This is a genomic window from Ihubacter sp. rT4E-8 (assembly GCF_049852125.1).
Lineage (GTDB): Bacteria > Bacillota > Clostridia > Peptostreptococcales > Anaerovoracaceae > Senimuribacter.
Window position 1 is genome coordinate 2,391,614 of record NZ_CP187532.1, and the last position, 16,565, is coordinate 2,408,178.

Annotated in this window: 15 protein-coding genes and 1 riboswitch; of the genes, 2 read left to right on the forward strand and 13 right to left on the reverse strand. The window is 44.7% G+C overall.

The window, feature by feature from the left end; translation table 11 throughout:
* Position 1 precedes the first annotated feature (1 nt).
* From ACPW7J_RS11845 to metK, 8 genes are all read right to left on the reverse strand, one after another.
* Complete coding sequence (locus tag ACPW7J_RS11845) at positions 2–724, reverse strand: ATP-binding cassette domain-containing protein (protein ID WP_425755309.1); 723 nt, start codon at positions 722–724, stop codon at positions 2–4.
* A 115-nt stretch (positions 725–839) separates the two neighbouring features.
* Complete coding sequence (locus ACPW7J_RS11850; RefSeq protein ID WP_161874183.1) at positions 840–1,556, reverse strand: amidohydrolase family protein; 717 nt, start codon at positions 1,554–1,556, stop codon at positions 840–842.
* Positions 1,553–2,083 carry an ECF transporter S component gene (locus ACPW7J_RS11855; RefSeq protein WP_425755310.1) on the reverse strand — a complete coding sequence of 177 codons (531 nt, stop codon included), beginning with the start codon at positions 2,081–2,083 and terminating at the stop codon, positions 1,553–1,555. Before ACPW7J_RS11855 ends, ACPW7J_RS11850 begins: the two co-directional genes overlap by 4 nt.
* 1,027 nt (positions 2,084–3,110) lie before the next feature.
* Positions 3,111–4,115 carry a virulence RhuM family protein gene (locus tag ACPW7J_RS11860; RefSeq protein WP_161874185.1) on the reverse strand — a complete coding sequence of 335 codons (1,005 nt, stop codon included), beginning with the start codon at positions 4,113–4,115 and terminating at the stop codon, positions 3,111–3,113.
* Between the two features lie 198 nt (positions 4,116–4,313).
* Positions 4,314–5,777 carry a 23S rRNA (uracil(1939)-C(5))-methyltransferase RlmD gene (gene rlmD, locus ACPW7J_RS11865; RefSeq protein ID WP_425755311.1) on the reverse strand — a complete coding sequence of 488 codons (1,464 nt, stop codon included), beginning with the start codon at positions 5,775–5,777 and terminating at the stop codon, positions 4,314–4,316.
* Positions 5,704–7,230: a DEAD/DEAH box helicase gene (locus tag ACPW7J_RS11870; protein WP_425755312.1), complete on the reverse strand. Its 1,527-nt coding sequence runs from the start codon at positions 7,228–7,230 to the stop codon at positions 5,704–5,706. The genes rlmD and ACPW7J_RS11870 overlap by 74 nt, the downstream gene beginning before the upstream one ends.
* A gap of 194 nt (positions 7,231–7,424) precedes the next feature.
* On the reverse strand, positions 7,425–7,976 hold the full coding sequence (locus tag ACPW7J_RS11875) for a PepSY domain-containing protein (protein ID WP_161874188.1): 552 nt from the start codon (positions 7,974–7,976) through the stop codon (positions 7,425–7,427).
* Positions 7,977–8,136: 160 nt separating this feature from the next.
* A complete protein-coding gene (metK, locus tag ACPW7J_RS11880; protein WP_161874189.1) occupies positions 8,137–9,321 on the reverse strand; it encodes a methionine adenosyltransferase in 1,185 nt (394 codons plus the stop codon).
* 97 nt (positions 9,322–9,418) lie between these two features.
* A riboswitch (SAM riboswitch) is annotated at positions 9,419–9,547 on the reverse strand.
* 111 nt (positions 9,548–9,658) lie between these two features.
* Here metK and ACPW7J_RS11885 point away from each other — a divergent pair.
* Complete coding sequence (locus ACPW7J_RS11885) at positions 9,659–10,846, forward strand: hypothetical protein (RefSeq protein ID WP_425755313.1); 1,188 nt, start codon at positions 9,659–9,661, stop codon at positions 10,844–10,846.
* A 271-nt stretch (positions 10,847–11,117) separates the two neighbouring features.
* Here ACPW7J_RS11885 and ACPW7J_RS11890 read toward each other — a convergent pair whose 3' ends face one another.
* Positions 11,118–11,876 (reverse strand): N-acetylmuramoyl-L-alanine amidase family protein, encoded by a 759-nt coding sequence (locus ACPW7J_RS11890; protein WP_425755314.1) that lies wholly within the window; start codon positions 11,874–11,876, stop codon positions 11,118–11,120.
* Between the two features lie 86 nt (positions 11,877–11,962).
* On the opposite strand from ACPW7J_RS11890, the gene ACPW7J_RS11895 reads away from it, so the two are divergent.
* The gene (locus tag ACPW7J_RS11895) at positions 11,963–13,180 is read left to right on the forward strand and encodes an alanyl-tRNA editing protein (RefSeq protein ID WP_425755315.1); all 1,218 of its coding nucleotides are present in this window, start codon (positions 11,963–11,965) and stop codon (positions 13,178–13,180) included.
* A gap of 39 nt (positions 13,181–13,219) precedes the next feature.
* On the opposite strand, the gene ACPW7J_RS11900 is transcribed toward ACPW7J_RS11895, so the two are convergent.
* The 4 genes from ACPW7J_RS11900 to ACPW7J_RS11915 form a co-directional block, all read right to left on the reverse strand.
* Positions 13,220–14,113 carry a DMT family transporter gene (locus tag ACPW7J_RS11900; RefSeq protein ID WP_425755316.1) on the reverse strand — a complete coding sequence of 298 codons (894 nt, stop codon included), beginning with the start codon at positions 14,111–14,113 and terminating at the stop codon, positions 13,220–13,222.
* An 83-nt stretch (positions 14,114–14,196) separates the two neighbouring features.
* The gene (locus ACPW7J_RS11905; RefSeq protein WP_161874194.1) at positions 14,197–14,853 is read right to left on the reverse strand and encodes a 3-oxoacid CoA-transferase subunit B; all 657 of its coding nucleotides are present in this window, start codon (positions 14,851–14,853) and stop codon (positions 14,197–14,199) included.
* Positions 14,841–15,554, reverse strand: a complete 714-nt coding sequence (locus tag ACPW7J_RS11910; protein WP_161874195.1) for a CoA transferase subunit A — start codon at positions 15,552–15,554, stop codon at positions 14,841–14,843. Before ACPW7J_RS11910 ends, ACPW7J_RS11905 begins: the two co-directional genes overlap by 13 nt.
* Positions 15,555–15,762: 208 nt before the next feature.
* Positions 15,763–16,557 carry an OAM dimerization domain-containing protein gene (locus ACPW7J_RS11915; protein ID WP_161874196.1) on the reverse strand — a complete coding sequence of 265 codons (795 nt, stop codon included), beginning with the start codon at positions 16,555–16,557 and terminating at the stop codon, positions 15,763–15,765.
* Positions 16,558–16,565: the final 8 nt, after the last annotated feature.

Here is a 16,565-nt window from a genome sequence, read left to right on the forward strand (position 1 = left end):
TCTACCACTCCCTTCCAATCGGACATCCGCCGGATTTTTCGCCTTCCATCAGCTGCGGCAAAATCTCCGTGCCAGGTCCTTTAATACGAACCTTTCCGTCGGCAATCACCGCAATTTCATCAGCGATCTCAAGAAGCCGTTCCTGATGGGAAATTACCAATAGCGCTTTCTGCTTGTCCTTTTTCAATTCCTCAAAAGCATCGATCAATCCAGCAAAGCTCCACAGATCGATTCCTGCCTCCGGTTCGTCAAAGATGAGAACCCGACTGTTTCTCCGCGCCAATACTGACGCTATCTCAATACGTTTAATCTCACCGCCAGACAGACTGGCGTTAACCTCACGCTCAATGTAATCCTTTGTACAAAGGCCTACTTTAGCCATCAATTCACAGATTTCTTCTTCGGGGATCTTACCGCCTGCCGCTAAATCCAACAGATCATGCACCGTAATCCCTTTGAAACGAACTGGCTGCTGAAAGGCATAGCTAACTCCCAGCTTCGCCCTGTCTGTAATATTCTTTTCTGTGATATCTATATCATCCAACAAAATAGTTCCGCCAGTGACACTGTTGATTCCGGCGATCACTTTCGCCAGAGACGTTTTGCCGCCTCCGTTAGGGCCTGTGACCACGGTCAGCTTGCCTGCCTCCACGGTCAGATCAATGCCTTTCAGCACTTCATCGCCGTCTTCCGGCTTCCAGCGTACCTGTTTTAATGTAAGCATAAACTCCTCCTGCGTCTTTCTATGTTTCCTTCTACCATATTATATACCTTTTTAAGCAAGATTGAAACCGGAATAAAGAAAAACTGCAGGTTTCATGCTGCAGCTTTTACACTCTTTATTTTATCCCAAAAAACGTCGCGGCGTTATCGTAAAGAACTCTCTGTATGCCGGCTTCTTCCACACCGCTGACTAAAACCTTCTGCAGCTCTACAGAAGGATCGTGAAACGGCGTGTCTGTGCCAAACATAATTCTATCCTTGCCGACAGTCTCATATGCCTCGCGAATCTTAGAGGGCATAGGCATGCCGCTCATTTCCAGCCAGATATTTGAATAACGGCGCGCCATCTTTAAGGCGGCGTCAATATATACCCCATGACCGTGGCCCATGTGAATCATCATTACTTTCACCTTTGGATGACGCTCTGCCAAAAGTCCGATCTGCCACGGCAAAGAATACGGCGGATGTCCACTGTGAATGCAGACAGGAACGCCGGCCGCCTGGGCTTTTTCCAACACCGGATCAAGCGCTTCGCTATCCGCACAATACGCGTGCCGTAACGGATTTAATTTAACGGCTTTGAATCCCAGGTCGAAGTATTTCTCCATGAAATCCACCGTAGCCGCGTTCATCGGATTGACATAGACAGCGCCGATCATGCGTCCCGGATACCTTTTCATCATATCAAACGTAATATCATTATCTTCGTTGCAAAGAACGGTCTTTTCTATTTCAAAGCGATCCATCTGCGCAATCAATTCCTCACCAGTAATGCCAACGTCAGCCCATCCGCCGATATAACCGATATGCGCATGCGCGTCTATAATTTTCATTTTGCCCCTCCTTTTCCCTCTGCAGTTCCTGCCAGATTGACAATTCTACCCGACAGTATGCCAGAAAGAACCATAAAAACGGTTACCCCTACCAGCGTCTGAATCGTCACATTAGGTATAGACGCGATTGCCGGCGCCGAACCGATCAGTACAACCTTTACTAACGTATACGCAATAATCTGAAACGCCCCGCCAACGGCCGCGCCGATCAGCTGTAGCTTACGGCTGTCCGGATTTCCTTTGATAACAGTCCCCATGATAAAGGCCATGATATATTTGATAACCAGGGTGGGCGCAATCCACACAGCGGCTCCTGCCAACAGGTCGGATAGCGCGCCTCCCAGCGCCGCCGCAAACGCGCCGTTTTTTCGTCCCAACATCACCACTGCCAGAAAAATCATACAGTCACCCATGTGACTGTATCCGCCTGTCGCCGGATTTGGAATCTTTACTAAATATGTCGCAATGAAAACAAGCGCTGCCATCAACGCCGTCATAACCAAAGTCTTTGTTCTTTTATCTGCCATCAAATAGTCCTCCCCATCAAAATTGTCTTTCTTTTACTCTATTATATGGCAAATCTGATCTTGTTAAAATATACAATTTATATAATTTTATAGAATACAATTTTCTACTATTCCGGAGTTTTGCGTTATTTTCCAAGAATATAATAACAGTACAGTTCTAAAACTGTACTGTCAGGCTGTAGACAAAGGCTTTTTTACTCGCTAAAATAGTAGTTCTCTGGAGATTACTTTCCGGCAAGACAATAATCGCTTCGTCGCAGGTCAGCTCGATTCCTGTTCTTTTATTTCTTTCCAGGTTCTGTGATGTGCCTTAGACATGTTCAACTTTTACTCTCTTTATCGAAGCGTTGACTATATTGAAGATAATTTCATCAACGTAGTCCCCATATTTGCTTTGCTGTATGAGTTGATTTTTCAACTCCATAAGGCTATGTAAAAGTAATGCTCGCTCCCTGCTATCTACATATAAATGGATTTTCTTTTCCCTCATACCGCCCACTGTCCTTTCTTTGCATCATTGTATTATAAAAGCAATCTATCCTACAATGGTATAAATCTTATGTGACAGGAATAGTACAATAGATATTGATTGTTCGCTGAGAGCCTTGCACAATAACAGTTAGTCGTTCGGCGTATGTAAAATGATTGTTTTTTCCATCCCTTGTGGGCTTGTCCTCAGTTACAATGTCATCTGCCCAGAAGCCCATGAATAAAGGCTGTTCGGGCAATTGGGGCAAATGGAACATTTCTGAGCACAAGGTAGGTAGAGAGATTTTATGCCTTGATGTTCTTAGCACTAACATAAATTTTTAATGGATGCTTTTGTAATTTTAAAAGTCATTAACACATTTCTCATATCTGCCCTGTTATATATTATATTATAATTATTGTTTTTAAATACGAAGCCGTCAAGCCAAGCTCGCCCATCTGAGGTTCTACCTCGATATGCTAGTCTACGTGAAGTTTGGACAATAAACACACCGTTTCAACATGTTCACCGTTGCCCAAACTTAAATCGTATATTTTTTCATTTCTTATCTGTTTTTTGTTCCAACATTCTTATAGAATTTAAATAATCTTCTTCTACGTCACTAATAGTTCTGGCTTTATATTTCTTATACTCATTCGTTGCCTTATTAACAGCCTGCTTATGAGAAATACTTCCATTTCCCTGCAATAACTGCTCTCCAGTCATTGTAAGAATACGATCCAAATGTTCCGCCCAATCTTTCATGGTCATTGCCTGTTCACGTTCCGCCTGACGTTCCGCAAAATCCAAATACCCAGATACAAGTTGCCCCATTGCCCGAAGTTCTTTTTCATCCAGATAATTTTTCGCAACAACAGCTTCTTTCAATGTCGGCTGATTTCCGGCAAATGCTGTAAGTCCCATAAAATCTTTTTCGGCATCTGCTCTTGTGTAAATAACCTCTGCCGCCGTCTGACCGTGAATGGCATAATGAATTTTATTTTGCACCTTTTTGAAAAAAAGAATAGATATTTCAGCTTTGGGATCATAATCAATACTAGTAGCATAAATCTCCAAAACTTGTCTGTAAAATACCTTTTCAGAAGCACGGATATCTCTGATTCTTTCAAGCAATTCCTTGAAATATCCTCCACCACCTAAATTCTTCAGGCGCTCATCATCCAATGCAAATCCTTTTCTCATATATTCTTTTAAAAGATTTGTTGCCCAGATTCTGAACTGTGTACCACGCTTGGATTTAACGCGATATCCCACAGAAATAATAACATCTAGATTATAGTAATCAACCTGATAAGTTTTTCCATCTGCTGCAGTTGTTGCAAAATTTGCAACAACTGATTCTCTCACTAGCTCTCCTTCGGAAAAAACATTTTTTATATGTCTTGAAATCGTTGATTTATCTCTTTGGAATAATTCAGCCATCTGGTCAATGGATAACCATACCGTGTCTTCGTCAAAAGTCGTTTCGATTTTTGTCAGACCATCTTCTGCCGTATAAATAATAATATTTGATTTCTGATTCACATTTTCTCGATTCTTCACTCGTACACCTCAATTCTACTAAAAAGTCCAATGTCCGTTGCACTTTTGCTATTCATTCACTATGTGACCTATTTTTCACCAAATCATACGAAAATGTCCCAGTACATAATTCTTGATTCACTCATAGGTTGCTTTGCTCTCCGAAGCCGTCAAATCAAGCTCGTCCATCTGAATGAAACTCCACCTCGATATGCTAGTCTACGTGAGTTTGGACAATAAACACACCGTCTCCACCTCTGCGGTCCACGGAAACATATCCACAGGCGTGGCTTCTTCAAAATTGTATCCCCGCGCAGTCAAAAATTTAACATCACGGGCCAGCGTAGCCGGATCACACGAAACATAAACAATGCGTGATGGCGCAACCTTTACCACTGTCTCTAACAGCCTCTCATCACAGCCCGCCCTCGGCGGATCTAAAAATACCACGTCAGCATGATCTACTCGAAGTCCTTGATCATCCAAATCGTCACAAAGAAGCTTAGGCAGCTCATCCTCCGCTTTGCCGCAGACATAGCGGACATTGACAAAGCCATTGATGACAGCGTTTCTGTTCGCGTCGATGACCGCTCCCTTTACCGATTCAATGCCGATCACCGTGCCTGCGCCCGCCTTAGCCGCAAACAATCCAATTGTGCCTACGCCGCAGTAAAGATCCAACACCGTCTCTCCTCCACGTAGAGCCGCATATTCCATTGCCAAATTGTAAAGCCGTTCCATCTGTACAGGGTTTACCTGATAGAACGCCAACGGAGATATCTCAAAAGAAAGTCCGCCTGATGTTTCCAAAATCGCCGGCTTTCCGGCAATTGTTACATTCTCGGCTCCGAAAATGCTCCCCGGTAAAGATCCCTTTTTCCCCTTGTTGATATTTACTACCACGCTTTCCAGACTGTACTCCACCCCGTTATCCGAAGGAGGCAGGCTGTAAATAGCATCGTCCAGCATTTCCACCAGCTTGGCGGCATTGGGAATTCCCTTTCCGTTAATGACCAGAATTACCATGACCTCTCCCGTTCCAAACGCAGTCTTTACCACCAAATGCCGTAAAAGACCTTTCTCCCACTTGGGATCATAGGCCGTAATATGATCAGAAGACATAAACTGACGTAAAACCTCTGCCGCAGCCATGGCCGGCTCCGACTGAAGCAAGCAGTCGTAACAATCAACAACATCATGACTTTTTGCGCGATAAAATCCAACTGTTGGAGCTCCCAAATTCTCTATAATTCCTCCCTTTCGGGTAATAATGCCGCCTGCCCAGACAGGCATCGCAGCCTTATTGCGATAGCGAAAAGGCGTTTCCATAGGAACGATCGATCGAACTTTCGGGTTTTCAATATCTCCCAGCCTCTGCAGCTTATCTCGAACCTGTTTCTCCTTTACTGCAAGCTGTCCCTCATAGCGCATCGCATTGTATGCGCATCCCCCACAGTTTCCAGCATACTGGCACTGCGGCTGCATTCGATCTTCTGATGATTCTATCATCTCTACAATATGACCGAACGCATAATTCTTCTTCACCTTCGTCAGCTCTGCTATCACATGGTCGCCTACGACAGTATCCTTTACAAAGACCGCAAAACCGTTACTTTTTCCGACGCCCTGACCTTCCTTTGTCATGTCTTCTATGATCAGCTCCAGCCTTTGTCCTTTTTCCATCCTTCTTTCCTTTCTTTTTCCTGTCCTTCTCTTTCTTTCCACCGTTCTTCACGCCGAAACCTTCGCCTCTGTCAGCGCCGTCCCGACGGACGCCCTTTGCTGACTTTCCTGACTGTACCGTCTGCTTTCCTGAGAGTTCCCGACCTGCTTCTGGTTCAATCTCGCCCAGGCTCATGCGCAAAAATGCAGCCGCTACTTCCAGCGGATCGCAGCCATCGTCTACGCACCGCTTATACACAATTTTCATATACGGCGTCAAATCCTTACCGGCACAATAATCCATGGCGTCAGTTACGCTTCGATACGCCTTAATCGTCATGGCGCTGCCGGCAGTCGGCATATCCTTCTCCCGAATACGCGTACCGCAGTATTCTTCCAGAGACGCGATTTTATAACGCTCCCGGCTTGTAATCAGCGAAATGGCTTTCCCACGTTTTCCCGCACGTCCTGTACGGCCGATTCGATGCACATAATACTCCATATCCTGCGGCATATCATAATTGAACACCATATCCACGTCGTCCACATCGATTCCTCGAGCCGCCACATCGGTAGCCAGCAGCAGCTCCAGATTTCCTCCTCTAAAGAGCGACATGACACGGTCTCTCTGGTGCTGGGATAAATCCCCGTGGAGCGCTTCAGCAGAATATCCTTTTGACTTCAAAAGTAAAGTCAGCTGATCCACCTTTTTCTTCGTATTACAGAAAATTAACGCCCGTCTTGGTGACATATAGTCCAGTAAACGGCAAAGCGAGAGATCCTTTTCCCTGCCTTTTACTACGTAATAAAACTGTTTCACAAGGGGAATTGTCAATTCTTCCTGCTGTACCTGTATCAACTTAGCGTTCTTCTGATACAAGCGGGCAATTTCCAGAATTTCTTCCGGCATGGTTGCTGAAAAAAGCGCCGTCTGCCGATCCTCAGGCAACGCCTTGCAAATCGTTTCGATGTCTTCGCGGAAACCCATATTCAACATTTCATCAGCCTCATCCAACACTAACATCTTCAGGCGATCAAAGTGTACCGTGCCGCGGCGCATATGATCCATCACACGTCCCGGCGTTCCTACGATGACAGAAACCCGCTTCTTCAGAATATAAAATTGCTTTCCAATCTCCTGTCCTCCATAGATAGCGGCAACCTTCAATGACGGAATATGCTTGGCCATTTTTTTCAATTCCTCTGCAGCCTGGATAGCCAGTTCACGGGTCGGACAGAGAACCAGAGCCTGCGCAGAATCTGCTTTTTCCTGCTCTAACGCTGCAATCGTCTGTATCATGGGAATGCCGAAGGCAGCCGTTTTACCGGTTCCTGTTTGTGCTTGCCCAATGATATCTCTGCCGGTCAGCAGCTGTGGAATAGCTGTCTCCTGAATTGGCGTCATGGTCACAAATCCCATCTCCTCCAGCGCTTTCAATATTCTATGATCAATCTTTGTTTCTGAATAATCCATTTTCCTCTCACTTTCTATTTTGCTAACATTATATTTTACCATATATTTTATGAAAAAGATAGTAAAAAAACGTTTCTTCCACGGCAACCGCACAGAAAAACCCCCTCTACTGGTTTTATCCAGTAAAGGGGGTACATATCAAATTTGCCGCTGTTTTATATTATTATAACGCCTCGCGTCCTACTGTCTATATCTTATACGCGGTCTCTCTCACTTTCGATCAGTCTGCCGCTCTTTGTGAACTCAAAATCATACTCATAGCCATTTTTATATGCCTCCGCCTCATAGACATATCTTCCGTCGTCTCTGGTCAAGCGGATATAGATAATCGTCGCGTCGGGTACCCGATTCTCAATCTTAGCTCTGATATAGCTCTTACCTACTGCGCCGATTTCAGAAGCCGTGTAACGAGATCCCTCATAATCACGTTCATAGTCGAGAATTTCTCCCGTGTATGCCTGAATTTCAATAGAGTAAACGTAGCTGCCTTTTACTGCCTTTCCCTTATATACGCGCTGTCCATCATCTCTAGTCAGATGAACATATTTAATAGCAGCTTTAGACGGAAGTTCCTTTTTAAAAATACTTTTAGCATTGCTCCATGGGATAACCTTCTGCGACTGCGCCGCAACCACTGTACCCTTTTCTCTGGTCTCCGGCGCCTTACCGTCTGCAAATGCAAACGAAGTTGCCAACAAGGAAACAGCCATTGCTGTTATTGCAAATATTTTTACAAACTTTTTCATATTCATGTTCCTCCTTTTTTCTACAGAGCTCACTAGCTCCTGATCTTTATCTTAATATGCGTTTACTATACAGAAGAAAAATGAAAATAAAATGAAAAAATGAAAATTTTTCCTTACATTACAAAAGGAGATCCGAAAATGCAGATCTCCTCGCTATCTTTTATTTTTCTGTATAAGCCTTCAACTCGTCCACTTTGTCGAGACGTTCCCAAGGCAGGTCTACATCCTTTCTTCCAAAGTGTCCGTAAGCCGCCGTCTGTCTATAGATCGGCCTTCTCAGATCTAGATCACGAATGATTGCTGCCGGACGCAGATCAAAATGCTCGCTGACGATATCTGCAATTTTCGCGTCGTTAAGCTTACCTGTTCCAAAGGTATCTACCATAATAGAAACCGGCTTTGCCACGCCGATAGCATAGGCCAACTGAATCTCACACTTATCTGCCAATCCTGCCGCTACCACATTCTTCGCCGCATGTCTTGCCGCATAACAGGCAGACCGGTCAACCTTTGTTGGATCTTTACCGGAAAAAGCGCCGCCGCCATGACGCGCGTATCCTCCGTAAGTATCTACGATAATCTTTCTGCCCGTCAAGCCGGAATCCCCGTGCGGTCCTCCAATGACGAAACGTCCTGTCGGATTGACATAATATCTCGTATCGTCATCTAGCAATTCAGCCGGGATGATCGGCTTAATTACGTATTCTATCAGATCTCTTCGAATCTGTTCCTGCGTTGCTTCCGGATCATGCTGGGTAGAAATCAAAACCGTATCAATACGTTTGACTTTATCCCCGTCATACTCTACGGTAACCTGGGTTTTTCCATCCGGACGCAAATAGGTTAACGTACCGTCCTTGCGAACCTTTGTTAGCTGCAGCGCCAATTCGTGAGCTAACTGAATTGGCATCGGCATATACTCGTCTGTTTCATTGCATGCATATCCGAACATAATACCCTGATCGCCTGCTCCGATGGTGTCGATCTGGTCATCCAGACTTCCTTCCTTATATTCCAGCGCCTTATCAACCCCCATGGCGATGTCGCCAGATTGCTCATCAATAGCTGTCAGAACCGCACATGTGCTGCCGTCAAATCCATACTTCGCTCTGTCATAGCCGATGTCCAGAATTACGTCTCTTACAATCTTAGGGATATCTATGTAACAATTTGTACTGATTTCTCCCATAACCATGGCGTAACCTGTCGTAGTAGTCGTCTCACAGGCAACTCTGCCATATGGATCTTTCTCCATAATGGCGTCCAATATGGCATCCGAAATCTGGTCGCACATTTTATCAGGATGACCCTCAGTTACCGATTCTGAAGTAAATAACTTTTTCATCTTTTTCTCCTCCTCCGTTAGGTTCCCTTCCTTATCAAAACAAAACAAAAACCTTCTCTCTCACCACGAAAGAAAAGGTCTGATTCAGGCTTACCATTCCTCATCTTTCAGAACAAGATAATTCTGTAGGATTTAGCACCTTCTCTGCCGCCGCGCGCAGGCGCAAACAGGCACACAGGTTGCCGGGCTTCACAGGGCCTAGTCCCTCAGCCACTCTTGATAAGGATTTCTTTTATCTACTAAATTATACACTCTTAAAATTCTTTGTCAATGGTATATTGTAATTTTGCAGAAATAGGATATACTTAGTTTAGCAACAAATTCATGAGGTGGTAATTTGAACAGGAACAACTTTACAGTTTTACGCGGCGGTCTGCTGGATACTGCCGATACAAGCGAAAAAATATTCGAATCAGCATACGTTACCAACACCAGACTCATGGGTGTTATCAGCATGTATATTCACTTCAAGCTGCCCGACAACCCAACCATGAGCGATTTACATCAGTTCTTCTACTTTGACGCGGAGGAATATGGATTTGAAACATATAGAAGTCTTCTGGGCGATGATCCCGAAGCGCTGGAGGATATCAGCCGTTCCATGATCTCAGGGCTAGGCGGAGAAAATGTTCCTATAACCCTGCGTGAAGCTATGTCTCTGCTTCAGGAATATATACGCTTCAACCGTCAGGCAAAGCTACCACTACCTGATGGTTTCACAGAATACGAGTTTTTACTTCGGCAAAGCATCACACTGACAGAACCGGAACGCTATGTACTCATGAAAAAACAGTGCTGCCAGATCCACACGTCCTGCGAACGGATCAATTATTTTCTGATGCGCGTTTTCGGCAGGGATTTTTCCGTGGCAGCCTTTCTCACTGACGGCGCCTGCCAGCTGGATGAATTCCCTTCATTCAAAGCGGCTACGCTCTGTAAAAATCATATAGAACCCGGCGATACGCCAAACTCCTACATTTGCGAATCCCTGGTTGAATTTGATGATCACTATCATATTACCATCAGTACCGTGCAGACAAATGATTCTCAAATCACAGAGTTTTCCAGAATCAGCGATTTCAAAGTGTCTCCGGCTGAGGCGTCTATGATGTTATCACGCTCAGAGTTTATCACCGTCTTCGAACTACTGGATCTGCCTGAGTCCTTCACAAAGACCGCCACGCAAAAGACAACAATGGCGATGATCCATCCCCACGAAAGCGGTACGCTGTACATGCTGTTCCATCCGGATAACAAACATGTGAACAAGTGGGAATACCGTCTCAATGACGACGTGATGGGGATGTATTTTATTTCTAATGGCGGTCAATTGCTCTGCGCGGCATATACGATCGACGACATTCGCGCTCTGGAGCATGATCTTAGCAATTCCTCTTTCGCAAAAAAGCTGATTCCAACAGCCAAATATGAATTTCAGGAACCTGTCCTCTACGAATTCATCCAAAGCGGGTTTGAGGAGTTCAATACATTCGTAGACGCTATCCGCACAGGAGAAGAATCGTAGAAAGAATGGTATGGAAAAAGTAATTTTCTGTATACATTTTCCGTTTTACGTCAACCCGTGTTCGTGTGTTCGCAAACATTTTTCAACAATGGATAAGTCCCGTATTTTTAAGGCTTTTTTAAGTTTTCCACATGGAAATTCGTAATTGTATACAATTTTTCCCACATATCCATGTGGATAACTTCTCCATCCAATCATGTTGAAATTTCAACATTGATCACAAACCAGTATATTTGTCAAGAGAGAGTTATCCACATTTTTTCTATATAGTTTATGTTTCTTTTGTTCGCCCCTCGATGACATAAATTTTCGACTTTTCTGCCGCCTTTAAATCGTATTTTTTTGCTACAGATCCCATAATGCAACCGGCAATTTTCTTCTGATACTTTTCATCTACTAAAAGTCTCGCATCCTCCGGGTTTGATAAAAAGCCGCATTCCACCAAGATCATCGTACAATCCGCTTCCCGAAATAAATACATATCTTTTTTCGGCAAAACAATTCGATCCTTCCCTTCATTGGCTTTCTCATTTAATATCTTCTGCATTTCTTCAGCCAACCCTTTACTTTCTTCCTCCTGTTCCGAAGTTCCGCCGCTCGCATAGAAAACCTGCGCCCCCCTGACAGCGCTGTCAGAAATAAAGCTGTTCAGATGAATACTGATTACCAAATCCGGATTTGCATCTTCCATGATTCGCTTCCGTTCTTTTAAATCATCTACTTTCGACCAACGGCCGCCTGCATTATCCTGTGCATATAGTCCATCCTCCGTTTCTCGTGTCAAAACAACACGTATACCATAGTCCTCCGCCTGCTTCGCAAGCGCTTTCGCAATTGCGAGGTTAATGTCCTTCTCGCTGGTTCCGTCCTTTGCCGAAGCGCCGCTGTCCATTCCTCCATGGCCCGCGTCGATGACCATTGTCAGAGGCACGGTAAGCTGTCCTGCCATTTCTACCACCTGCCCGTAACCTGGCATAGCAACCACCGCAGCTACTAAAACCGCCAACAACAGAATCTTTTTTCTTTTCACACCAAATATCCCTTTCTTTATAGCTTTCCTTTAACAATATATGATATACTGGTGTTAATCATGCGGTAGCAAAAGGAGACGAAAAGATGAAAACAAAACGACTCTACAGAGAAGACGTATACCTACGTTCCTGCACGGCGCAAATTACCGGCGTGAAATCAAACTCAGACGGACGCCCTTTGATTACGCTGAACCAGACTATATTCTTTCCCACTGGGGGAGGACAAAGCTGTGACCTGGGTACGATCGCCGGACTTGCAGTCGCGGATGTATTTGAAGCTGATGGCGAAATATGTCACGTTCTGGCCGAAGATGCCAAGAAACAATGTAAATTGTCGATAGGCGATGAAATCGAGATTGCAATCAATTGGGAGCGCAGATTCGATAACATGCAAAGGCACTGCGGCGAACATATTCTATCCGGAAAGTTTTACGAGCTTTTCGGTGGAATCAATCGTGGTTTCCACATGGGAGAGGAATATATGACCATCGACATTTCTCTGGAAAAAGACCCTGCATATGACAAGGTCACCTGGGAAATGGCGAAGGAAGCAGAGCTCCGCGCCAATGAAGCAATCTGGGCAAATCTACCTGTCATTACTCGACATTTTGACAATCATGATGAAGCTGCCCGCCTTCCTCTGCGCAAAGCCCTCGCTCTCGACGAAGATATCACTATCGTTTGCGTCGGCGCCATCGAAAACCCTGCTGACTGTGTAGCCTGCTGCGGCACGCACCCTTCGACCGCCGGACAAATCGGTCTGATAAAAATTTACAAGGTTGAAACGAACAAAGGAATGTACCGTATCTACTTTGAAGCCGGACAAAGAGCGTTCCGGCAATATCAGCAACGTTACGACGTCTTATCTTCACTGGAAAATCGTCTATCTGCGGGATTCGATGATTTACTGGACAAGTTCGCCGCTCAAAACCAAAAGAATAGAAGTGTTCGTGACGAGCTGTATCAGCTGAAAAAATGGGTTATTTCTCGTGAAACCTCGGAAATTAAGGCAACAATTACACCGGCATTCGTCAAAAAATACGATAAATTGTCAATTAACGATTTGTTAGAAGTCGGCAGAGGATTGAATGGTTGTATCCCCACTATCCTTTTTTTAGTTCATGAACCGACAAATACTGTCCTACTGTTTTCTGACAAACACGACTGTGGCAAACTGGTAAAAGAAAATGCCGATATCTATGGAGGTAAAGGCGGCGGTAATAAAAATTCCGCCAGGGCTATTTTTTCCAAGGCGGATTACACAGATACCTTTATTGACTTAATCGAAAAACACCTGCGCTGACAGGTGTTTTTTACATATATCATATGTACGATGTGCACGTTATGCCTTTTGGCTCCCCCGCAGATTCATAATCGCAATGGATGCCAGCACCAAACCAATTCCGACAACCTTACCAAAGCTTATATCCTCCTGAAAGATCGCAAATCCGATAATTGCCGCTACAACGGTTTCAACAGATGCAATGACCGGCACCTTGGAAGTCTCCAGGTTCATAGACAACCCTCTCATGTAGACGAAATACGCAACAACAGCTGTGATCAAGCCATATGCAAATGCCGTCACCACAAAGGAAGGCGACAGAGCCGCTGCCATTTCACTCCACGGATTTGCTGTAAATCCCATCGTCACAGCAGCAAATAAAAAGCTATAAAAGGTTACCGTCGTTGTATCATAGCCCTTAACAATCGTACCGAAAATCGTCAATAGAGAATATAGAAATCCCGCGGCTATGCCAATCAAAACGCCATATCCCAAAAAATCAACAGTTCCCAGGTTTCCGCCTGTCACTGTCAACGCACAGCCAACGATATTGATAAAAAGACCTGCAATCTTTCTCGCGCCGATAGCCTCTTTAAAAAAAATCCTGCTCATAATACTGACAAATACTGGTGAAGTATACAGCAAAACTGCTGCTGTCGCGATGCCGGTGCTGCTAATTGCCTCAGTATAAGCGTAATTAAACAACGCCTGACAGACTATTCCCAGAATCGCACAAACCAGTAGCCCTTTTCCGTCAATTAGTAAGAGTCTTGTACCACCAGTAACCAGAATAACCGGTATGATCCAAAGTGTCGCTGTCGACATGCGCAGAAATACCACTGTCGCACCTGAAATGCCGTAGCCTCCCAGGAAATTAACGAAAAGTCCCAGAGTTCCCCAAAGACATCCGGCAATAAAAACATAGATATATCCTTTATTAAAATGCTTCCTCATAATACTTCACCGTAACAAAGAGGAGATCCGCATGCGGGTCTCCTCTAGAATCCTAAATCAGATTTTTCATCTTTACTTTTAGATTATTCCTCTTCCATTGCCTTCATATCAGGATCGAAGTGGAGCGTACAGCCAGTTGCAGCCTGGATGTCTTCTTTCGTGAAATCCGGGTGCAGCTCTGTTACCCAGATACCGTCTTCTCTGACTTCCATCACACCCATCTCTGTAATGATCTTGCTGACGCATCTTTCTGCAGTCAGAGGCAATGTGCATTTTTCTAAGATCTTGTGATTACCCTTCTGGGTGTGCAGCATAACGATGATAACCTCAGGGCAACCTGCACAAAGGTCCATAGCGCCGCCCATGCCAGCAACTTTCTTGCCTGGAACGATCCAGTTAGCCAGATCTCCGTTTTCAGCAACTTCCATCGCGCCGAGAACAGTAGCCTTTACATGACCGCCTCTTACAAGACCGAAGGATTCAGCAGTGTCAAAGAACTTTGCTCTTGGCAGTGCAGTAACATATACACCGCCAGAATTGATGATATCTACATCTGTGTTAGTTTCATCAGCAACAGCATCGATACCTGCGAATCCATTTTCAGAGTGGCAGGTTACTGCAATGTCATCTGGAATATAGTCTGCTACCATGGTAGGAAGGCCAATTCCCAAGTTAATAAAATCGCCGTCTTTAAATTCTTTTGCGCATCTTTTCGCAATTCTCTGTTTTAAATCTGCCATTTCTTTTCTCCTTCCACAATAGCGTCTACGAGAACGCCTGCAACTGCAAAGTAGTCAGGATCAATCTCATTAATCTCAACAATCTTTTCTGGTGCAATGATAGTATGCTCTGCAGCGCCTGCCATTACATAGTTAAAGTTTTTCGTTGTCTTGGAGCAATAGTAGTTACCAAACTTATCTGCTACAGTAGGTCTGATGAAAGCGTAGTCAGCGCGCAAAGGCATCTCGAACAGATACTTCTTACCTTCGATTTCTACAACTTTCTTTTCTCTGCCCAGCTCATCAAGTTCCATCTGTACCGGAGTACCAACACCTGTCGGAGTCAAAACACCGCCAAGACCATAAGCCGCAGCTCTCAGTTTTTCGGCCAGAGTTCCCTGTGGAACCAAAGTGCACTTCAAAGTGCCTGCTACCATACCATCCCCGATCAGTGGGTTCATACCTACATGGGAAGCGATAATGTGGTCAACCATGCCTGCTTCGAGCAGCTTTCCAATACCTCTTGCCGTCTTAGCGCCGTAGGTTCCTACTGGCAGACCGCCATCGTTACCGATTACTGTCAAATGCTTAACGCCTTTTCTAACTAATGCGTCCATGATTACTTCCGGAGAACCTGTTCCAAGGAAGCCGCCGACCATGATGGTCATACCGTCTTTAACACCTGCAACTGCTTCATCAGCAGTCATAATTTTGTTAATCATGTTGAATCACCTTTCTATAATAAATATAGGATTAACGAACTCATAATTCCTGCTATCAGGAATCCTTCCAAAACTGCAATATCCCATCATTATTATATGCCTGTCCGTTTCGAAAGTCAAGGAATCATCAAAAAGCGAAAGACGCCGAATCTCGATCTTCAACGCCTTTCGGCATTTTGACACGCTGTATTTAATTTTGCTGCGTAACTTAACGGTCAGCAATGTTTGCCTTACCCTGCCAGCCTCTCTTTTCAACTTCCTGCATGATATAGCTCATTACATGTTCCGCATACTTTCCAGGGCCAAAACCTGCGTCATAACCCAGTTCCTGTGCCAGCTCGTGGGAAATTCTAGGGCCGCCGCAAGTCAGGATCATCTTATCGCGAAGTCCTTCTGCTTCCATCAGTTCTACCATCTTAGTAAGCTGCTGGATATGAATATCCTTCTGCGTTACAGTCTGAGATACCAGAATGGCATCTGCATTGACTTCCTTTGCCTTTGCGATTAACTGTTCACAAGGCACCTGAGAACCCATGTTGTAAGGAACAACATTCTTGAATCTTTCCAGACCGAAGTGACCGTGGAAGCCCTTCATCTGAATGATCGCGTCGATACCTACTGTATGTGCGTCAGATTCGATAGACGCTCCTACAACGGTGATATCTCTGCCGATATGTTCGCCGATCCATTCGCCGCATTCCACACGATCCATAACAGTACCCTCTACCTTAGGCACGTTGATTGCTGTGAAATCGATCGTCGGCTGTGCGCAGCCATAAACGTTAAAGAATGTATATCCTGTTGTAAGTTCACAGTAGTACGCTACATTCGGCTCAGTAAGGCCTAATTTCTTTGCATACTGTTTTGCACATTCCTCTGCTTCTTCACCGTATGGTACAGGAAGAGTGAATGATAATTGAACTTTACCGTCGTTTAATGCGTCGCCGTAAGGCTTAACACATGTTAAATCTACACTGCTAGTTGCTTTGCATTCTGTTGTCATTGTAGCAC